Below are 7,120 nucleotides of genomic sequence, written 5' to 3' on the forward strand. Positions count from 1 at the left end.
GATCAGCATCGTCATGGTCAGGATGGTGCCGACCAGACCGGGCACGATGTTGAGCCGCGACGAGGCGGCTGGGTTGTAGCGGGCGTGGGCGCGGATCTCGAACGGCGGATTGGCGGGATCGCCACCGACCCGGTCGTGCATCAGCGCGGTCTGCACGATCTGCCCGAGCGCCGACAGGGCCGAGCCGGCGGCGACCGGATCGGTGGCATCGGCCGCGACCAGGATCGCCGGCTTGTCGCCGCGCCGCACCGCGCGTTCGAACCCGCGCGGGATTTCGACCCCGAACAGCACGCGACCGGACAGCAGCAAATCATCGAACTCGGCGACGCTGTGCACTTCGCGGGTGAACTTGAAGTACGCGGTGTTCTCCAGCGCCTTCAGGATCGAGCGGCCGAGATCGGAATCCTCCTGCAGCAGCACGGCGGTCGGCAGATGCCGCGGCGTGGTGTTGATGGCGTAGCCGAACAGCAGCAGCTGCATCACCGGGATCACGATGATCATCGCGAAGGTGAGACGGTCGCGCTTGAGCTGGATCAGCTCCTTGACCAGCATCGCGTAGGTGCGGCGCAGGAAGCCGAACCGCGGCTCCTTGATCGGCGCGCCTGGCGTCGGCGCATCGGCCCGGGCCGCGGTCATTGGAAGTTGTCCTTCGACCGGCTCATCAGCTCGATGAACACGTCCTCGAGCGAGGGCGCGCCGTGCTGCCAGCTCTGCCGCGGGTTGTTACGATACGGCGCCAGCGTCTGGTCGAGCGCGGCCTGATCGCGGCCGGAGACGTGCAGGCTGGTGCCGAACGGCGCCACCATGTCGACGCCGGGCTTATCGGCAAGCTCGTGTGCCAGCGGGCCGAGGCCTTCGCCGGTGGCGACCCAGGTGGTGAGTTGCGAGCCTGCGATCACCTGATCGACGGTGCCGTGCGCCAGCAGATGGCCGTAAGCGATGTAGGCGATCTCATGACAGCGCTCTGCCTCGTCCATGTAATGGGTCGAGACCAGCACGGTGAGCCCCTCGGCAGCGAGCGCGTGGATCTCGTTCCAGAAGTCGCGGCGGGCTTTCGGATCGACGCCTGCGGTCGGCTCGTCGAGCAGCAGCAATTGCGGATTCGGCAGTGTGCAGGCGCCGAGCGCGAGCCGCTGCTTCCAGCCGCCTGACAGTTCGCCGGCAAGCTGCTCCTCGCGCCCTGACAGCCCGAGCCGCTTGATCATCTCGCGCGCCGCGCCGCGTGCATCGGGCACGCCGTAGAGCCGGGCGACGAATTCGAGATTCTCGCGCACCGACAGGTCCTGATACAGGCTGAAGCGCTGCGTCATGTAGCCGACCCGGCGCTTGATCTTTGCTGCATCGGTGCGGATGTCGAAGCCGAGACAGCTGCCCTCGCCGCGGTCCGGCGTCAGCAGCCCGCACAGCATCCGGATCGTCGTGGTCTTGCCGGAGCCATTGGGGCCGAGGAAGCCGTAGATCGAGCCGCGCCTCACCTGCATCGACAGGTCGTGCACCACCTCGCGGCCGTTGAACGACTTGGTGAGGCCGCGGACATCGATCGCGATGTCGCGGGCATCGGCCGCGATGGTCGGCGCGTCGGTCATGGCTTGCTGGCCGCGACCGGCGAAGGCGCCGCGGCGGCCGATGGCAAATACACGCTGACCGGCTGGCCGACCCGCAGGCTCACCGGCTTGTTCGGCCGCGCCTGGATCAGATAGACGAGCTTATTGCGCTCATCGAGGCTGTAGATCACCGGCGGGGTGTACTCCGCCGTGGTCGAGATGAAATAGATATCCGCCGACAGATCCGCCGCGCAATTATCGCACGTCACCCGCACCTTCTCGCCGATCGCGAGCTTCGGCAGCTCCGGCTCCGGCACGTAGAACCGGATCTTCATGTTGCCCGGCGGCAAGATCGACAGCACCGGCTTCTGCGCCGCCACCATCTCGCCTTCGCGGAAGTAGATCTGCTGCACCGTGCCGGTCACCGGCGCGCGGATTTCGCGCCGCGCCAGCCGCGTCTTCGAGGTCTCGACGCGCGCTTCGGCGACCCGCAGCGTCGAGACCGCGGCGTCGAGATTGGCCTGGGTGCCGGAGCCGGTCTTCGACAGCGACTGCGCGCGGTCGAAGGTCTGCCTGGCGTTGGCGAGCGTCGCCATATTCTGGTTGAGGTCGGCCTGCTGCAGGTCGTCGTCGAGCGTGTAGATCAGTTCGCCGGTCTTCGCCTCGTCGCCTTCGCGCACCTTGAGCTTGGTAATGCGGCCGGATTCGTCCGGGCTGACGAAGATCAGATCGGCCTCGACCCAGCCCTGATAACCGGGATCGTTGCCCTTGCCGCAGCTTGCGAGTGCCAGCGCGAGCAGCGCCGTAGCGCAGCCGCGCAAAATGAGCGAGGGTCGCGTCATGACGCCGTCCTTTCGCCGAAAATCAGATCGAGATGCGCGCGCAGCATCGCCTGGACATCGAGCGGCGCGAACCGGCCGAACAGCCCCTGCCAGATCACCGACAGCACCACCGGCGCGACCGCGAGCTGCGGAAACTGAGCCAGCGCGGCAGAGCTGATTTCGCCGCGGGCGACGCCGAGCTCCAGGATGCGGCGAATGCCGGCGACGCCCGGCTCGACCACGTTGCGGTAGTGAAATTCCGCCAGCGACGGAAACCGCGTGCCCTCCGCCATCACCAGCCGCAGGATGTCACCGCGCCGTGTCTGCGCGACATCGTTCACGAAGGCGTCGGCGAACGTCTCGAGCATCTGCCGCGCCGAAACGCCGGGCGGTGGCGGCGACGTCAGCCGCTGCATGGTCGGCACCAGCGCGGTGCGCACCAGCTCCTGAAACATCGCCTCTTTGTCGGTGAAGTGCAGATAGATCGTGCCCTTGGCGACGCCGGCACGCTTGGCGACGTCATCGATCCGGGTCGCCGCGAAGCCGCGCGCGGTGAATTCATCCAGCGCCGCCTCGATGATGGCGGCGCGCCGTTCCGCCGCCTTGGCGGCGCGGGTCGACGGCGCCTCCGCTGCCGAAGCTGGCTTGGTCGCTGGCGCGGAGCGGCGGGCCGCAGCAGCTCCCTTCGCAGCGACGGGAGCAGACATCGGCGGACTGTTTGAGGCACGCTTCATCCACACATTATGACTGACCAGTCAGTCATAATCAAGATCTCGGCGTTCCACCCTTTGGGGGACGATCGTTCAGGCGCTGACGCGGTTACGGCCGGCGCGTTTGGCGCGATACAGGGATTGGTCGGCGCGCTGGATCGCATCGGCCAGGGTTTCGGCCGGAATGGCGGGCGCGATGCCGACGCTGATGGTGACGACGCGGCCGCCCCCGAGGCCCGGGTGCGGGATCTTCAGGTCGCTGACTGCATGGCACAGCCGCTCGGCCGTCTCGTGCAGCTCGGCCTCATCGAGCCCGGGCAGCACCACGGCAAATTCCTCGCCGCCATAGCGCACCACGATATCGCAGGAGCGCAGGTTGCGGCGCACGGCAGTGACGATCTGCTGCAGGCAGCGGTCACCGGCGGCGTGGCCACCGTGGTCGTTGAACAGCTTGAAATGATCGACGTCGATCATCAGCACGCTCTGCCCGAGCGACGGCACGATTGAGGCCGCCTCCTGCTCGATCAGTTCGTCGAGGTAGCGGCGGTTGAACACGCCGGTCAGGGCGTCGGTCGCGGACAGCCGCTCCAGCGCCGCATTGGCCTGGCGCAGATCGCGCTTCAGCCGCGCATCGTTGCGGCGGATCGCTTCCAGTTCGGCGATCTGCGCATCCTTGCGCTGACGGGCGCGCAGCGCGATCACGCAGGTGACGATGCACAGCCCGACCAGATCGATGTTGGTCCATGCCGGCGGCCAGCGCAGGCCGGTGACGGTGATCAGGATGTACAGCACCGTGCCGGTGACGGTCATGATCTTGGTGGCCGGCCAGGACAGCGCTGAGACCAGCGCGCCGGCGAAGATCACGAACAGCGCCGCCATCATGTAGCGTCCGGCGAACGGCTCCGGCGCGAACTGGCCGATCGCCGTCACCGACAGCGCGAATGCCACCACGGCCGTGGCCTGCACGGCCGACTGCATCGCCCGGTCGTCCGGCCGCCGGTTGAGCACCAGCGCGAGCAGCACCAGCGGCGTAACCAGCAGCAGCCGTAACCCCAGCGCAAACGCCAGATGCCGTGCATCGAGCACGGCGAAGTCGATCGAAAGCGCGGCAAGGTTGACCAGCAGCGTCCCGATCAGAAACCGCCGCCGAGCACCGGCACCGCGCATCGGATGGGCGCTATCCGGCGCATCGGATGTCCGGCGGTCATGGGGAATGGGCAACTGGTCGGTCACGCTCGCGTCCGTGGAATCGGCGGTGTCGCCGCGTCCCTTATTTGCGCGCGTGGCCGCTTACGATGCGTTGATGCAGCTCTGCCACCCACGGTTTCCGGCTGCGATGCCTAACGAGCCGCTAAGCCGCACCCGACGAGACGAACGATTGGGAACGCCCGACAGCACTTGGGATTGTCCCGACACAACATCGAGGGAGAGAACGCATGTCCACCGAATGGCTGTGGGGTATCGGAATCATCGTGCTGGGGATCGCGATCGCCTACGCAGTGATGCGCAACCGAACGCGCAGTGCCGCCGAAAAGCAGTTGACCGAGACGGTCGCCAAGGAAAACTATCGCGCCGAGGATCTCCAGGAGCGGCCGCGGCCGATGCCGGAATAGCACTCGTCTCAGGTGTGGAACTTGAGGCCGTCGAGGATCTTGTCGACCACCTTGCGGTCGGCTCGGACGGCGAGGCCAACCAGCAGCAGATCCGCCCGCGCCACCGCCTTCACCGCCTCGCGGTTGGCGGCATCGTGCGTGGTCTTGAACATCGCCTCGGTGTAGATCGCCGGCTTGACGTTGCGGGCCAGCGCCCGCTCCAGCGCGCGCGACAGACCTGTGCCATCGGCGCCGTACACCAGGATCGGCTGACCGATCAGCGGGTGATACGGCGTTCCGCTGCCGTCTTCATAAGGCTCACCGATGCACTCCGGGAACGCCGCAGCGATGCCCGAAGTGAGGAACGCGGCTACGTTCAGCTTCTGCCAGGCTTCGAGATCGGTGCGGATCACCAGCGCGATCTTGGTATCGAACTGCATGCGGTGCTGATAGCGCGGCCATCCCGGCCTGTCAGTTCACGATCGTTTCAGGTCAGACAATTCAGCCCTTGGCGTCACACGCCCAGGCGCGGATCACACATTCCTTGCCGCCATATTCGTAGCAGCGCCGGGTTGCGGCGTTGAGCGAAGAGGAAATCTTCGATTCCACCGCGTAGCCGTGCGCGCCGCAGGGATTGCTCATGTCGACGGCCAGCGCCGCACAGGCCCGGCGCATCGTCAGCATGGTGCACTCGCCCTTGCAGCGCTGCCGCGCCGCCGCGATCGCGGCCGCCTCCGCCGGATAGTCAAAGGCTTGGCCATAAGCGCCGCATTTGCCGACCGCCAGAGCACCAGCCGCATGTGCCGGCGCAACGAGATGCAAACACACGATCCAAACAACAACCATCAGCGCGGCTTTGCGCCACGCGGCAATCAACAATCGCAACGTCCCCTCCCCCGAGGTTCAACCCGGGTTCCAAATTATCCGGCCGGCCGTTTCAACTTGGTGAACGAAGCGCAAATCGCCGGCGATGAGGCAGGCCGATCAGCGGTGCGGACTCCGCCGCGCCAGAAAACGCTCGAGCCGAGGCTGCAATTCACCGGTCGCGAAGCTGAGGTGAAACAGCCGCCGCTCCAGCGCCAGCCCGTCAGCAAGCCCGACCGAGACCGCGCGGTCGACCGCCTGTTTGGCGAATCGTACCGCTTGCACCGGATGCGCCGCGATCAGCGCGGCCGCCTCGCAGGCGGCCGGGTACGCCGTGCCATCACCGACCACGCGGCTGATCAGCCCGATCCGCTCGGCCTCGGTCGCGGAGATCAGCCGGCCGGTCAGGATCAGATCCATCGCGCGGGCGCGCCCCACCGCCCGCGCCAGCCGCTGCGTGCCGCCACCGCCCGATAGCGTACCAAGCGCAATCTCCGGGTGACCGAACCTCGCGCCGGCGCCGGCGATCACCAGGTCGCACATCTCGATCAGTTCGCAGCCGCCGCCGATCGCATAGCCCTCGACCGCCGCGATCAGCGGCTTAGTGCAGGTGGCCAGCCGGTCGCAGCAGCCGGAAAAATCCTCGGCCAGCGCCGTCGCAAGATCGATACCGCGCATCTCTGCAATGTCGGCGCCGGCGCAGAACACCTCGCGGCCGGTCAGCACGATCGCGGCGATGGCAGCATCCCGTTCCAGTTCATCGAGCGCCTCGGCCAGCGCGTTGATCACTTCGCGCGACAGCGCGTTGCGGGCCTGCGGCCGATCCAGCGTGACGATGCCGATGGCGCCCTGACGATCGATTTTCACCACCATACCGGCTTCTCCCTGACTGCCGCCACGCCAGCGCCGATCTAGCCGCCCAGGCTGGATCTGGTAAAATCAATCGTTCAAAAAGATCGATCGGAATTTTCAATGAATGTGCGGCACCTGCGTTACTTTCTCGCCGTGATGCAGGCTGGCTCGGTGTCACGCGCCGCCGAACAACTCGGCATCACCCAGCCGACGCTGTCGCAGGCCCTGAAGGGACTGGAGCGAGACTTCGGCACGGCGCTGTTCGCGCCGGATGGACGCGGCATCCGGGCACTGCCGAGCGCGAAGCGGCTCGAAGCCAAAGTGCGCATGGCGCTGCAGACGCTGGCGGAGGCAAAGCGCGAACTGACCGGACCGGCACCGGCACGGCTGAAGCTCGGCGTGCTGACCAGCCTCGCCGCCCATTGGCTGCCACGGCTGTTGCCAGCCGATGGTGACGCGATCGAACTGATCGAAGCGCCGGCCGACGAACTCGAAAAGCTGGTCGCGAGCGGCGGGCTCGATCTGGCGCTGTCGATCGCGCCGCATCGCAATCTGCACCGCAAGCTGCTGCTGAGCGAACCGTTCCGGCTGTTCGTCGGACCTGATCATCCGTGGTCAGGCCGCCGCACCGTGGCGCTGGCCGACCTCGACGGCCAACCCTTCGTGTTGCGTCAGAGCTGCGAACTCGTCGGCACCGGCCGCCGCCTGCTCAGCACGGCAGGCGTGCGGTTTCGGAT

The 7,120-nt window shown here is 67.0% G+C and carries 10 protein-coding genes; 2 read left to right on the forward strand and 8 right to left on the reverse strand.

What is annotated here, in order from left to right; genetic code table 11:
* The 5 genes from DYI24_RS17540 to DYI24_RS17560 form a co-directional block, all read right to left on the reverse strand.
* Positions 1 to 636 (reverse strand): ABC transporter permease (locus DYI24_RS17540; RefSeq protein WP_164573209.1); only part of this gene is annotated, 636 nt, incomplete at its 3' end.
* On the reverse strand, positions 633 to 1,586 hold the full coding sequence (locus DYI24_RS17545; RefSeq protein ID WP_164573210.1) for an ABC transporter ATP-binding protein: 954 nt from the start codon (positions 1,584 to 1,586) through the stop codon (positions 633 to 635). The genes DYI24_RS17540 and DYI24_RS17545, both read right to left, overlap by 4 nt.
* Entirely contained in the window at positions 1,583 to 2,386 is an 804-nt protein-coding gene (locus tag DYI24_RS17550) for an HlyD family secretion protein (RefSeq protein ID WP_164573211.1), read from the reverse strand. Before DYI24_RS17550 ends, DYI24_RS17545 begins: the two co-directional genes overlap by 4 nt.
* Positions 2,383 to 3,099: a TetR/AcrR family transcriptional regulator gene (locus DYI24_RS17555; protein ID WP_164573212.1), complete on the reverse strand. Its 717-nt coding sequence runs from the start codon at positions 3,097 to 3,099 to the stop codon at positions 2,383 to 2,385. Before DYI24_RS17555 ends, DYI24_RS17550 begins: the two co-directional genes overlap by 4 nt.
* 69 nt (positions 3,100 to 3,168) lie before the next feature.
* Complete coding sequence (locus tag DYI24_RS17560; RefSeq protein WP_164573213.1) at positions 3,169 to 4,308, reverse strand: GGDEF domain-containing protein; 1,140 nt, start codon at positions 4,306 to 4,308, stop codon at positions 3,169 to 3,171.
* A 203-nt stretch (positions 4,309 to 4,511) separates the two neighbouring features.
* On the opposite strand from DYI24_RS17560, the gene DYI24_RS28110 reads away from it, so the two are divergent.
* Complete coding sequence (locus tag DYI24_RS28110; RefSeq protein ID WP_199852153.1) at positions 4,512 to 4,688, forward strand: hypothetical protein; 177 nt, start codon at positions 4,512 to 4,514, stop codon at positions 4,686 to 4,688.
* A gap of 8 nt (positions 4,689 to 4,696) precedes the next feature.
* Here DYI24_RS28110 and DYI24_RS17565 read toward each other — a convergent pair whose 3' ends face one another.
* The 3 genes from DYI24_RS17565 to DYI24_RS17575 form a co-directional block, all read right to left on the reverse strand.
* Positions 4,697 to 5,107 (reverse strand): DUF2000 family protein, encoded by a 411-nt coding sequence (locus tag DYI24_RS17565; protein ID WP_164573214.1) that lies wholly within the window; start codon positions 5,105 to 5,107, stop codon positions 4,697 to 4,699.
* A gap of 61 nt (positions 5,108 to 5,168) precedes the next feature.
* Positions 5,169 to 5,513 carry a DUF4189 domain-containing protein gene (locus DYI24_RS17570; RefSeq protein WP_205523567.1) on the reverse strand — a complete coding sequence of 115 codons (345 nt, stop codon included), beginning with the start codon at positions 5,511 to 5,513 and terminating at the stop codon, positions 5,169 to 5,171.
* 138 nt (positions 5,514 to 5,651) lie between these two features.
* Positions 5,652 to 6,404: an enoyl-CoA hydratase-related protein gene (locus DYI24_RS17575; protein WP_164573216.1), complete on the reverse strand. Its 753-nt coding sequence runs from the start codon at positions 6,402 to 6,404 to the stop codon at positions 5,652 to 5,654.
* Between the two features lie 99 nt (positions 6,405 to 6,503).
* Here DYI24_RS17575 and DYI24_RS17580 point away from each other — a divergent pair.
* Positions 6,504 to 7,120: LysR family transcriptional regulator (locus tag DYI24_RS17580; protein WP_164573217.1), on the forward strand; the 617-nt coding region annotated here is incomplete at its 3' end.

The organism is Rhodopseudomonas sp. BR0C11 (assembly GCF_010820945.1).
GTDB classification, from domain to species: Bacteria; Pseudomonadota; Alphaproteobacteria; order Rhizobiales; family Xanthobacteraceae; genus Rhodopseudomonas; species Rhodopseudomonas palustris_H.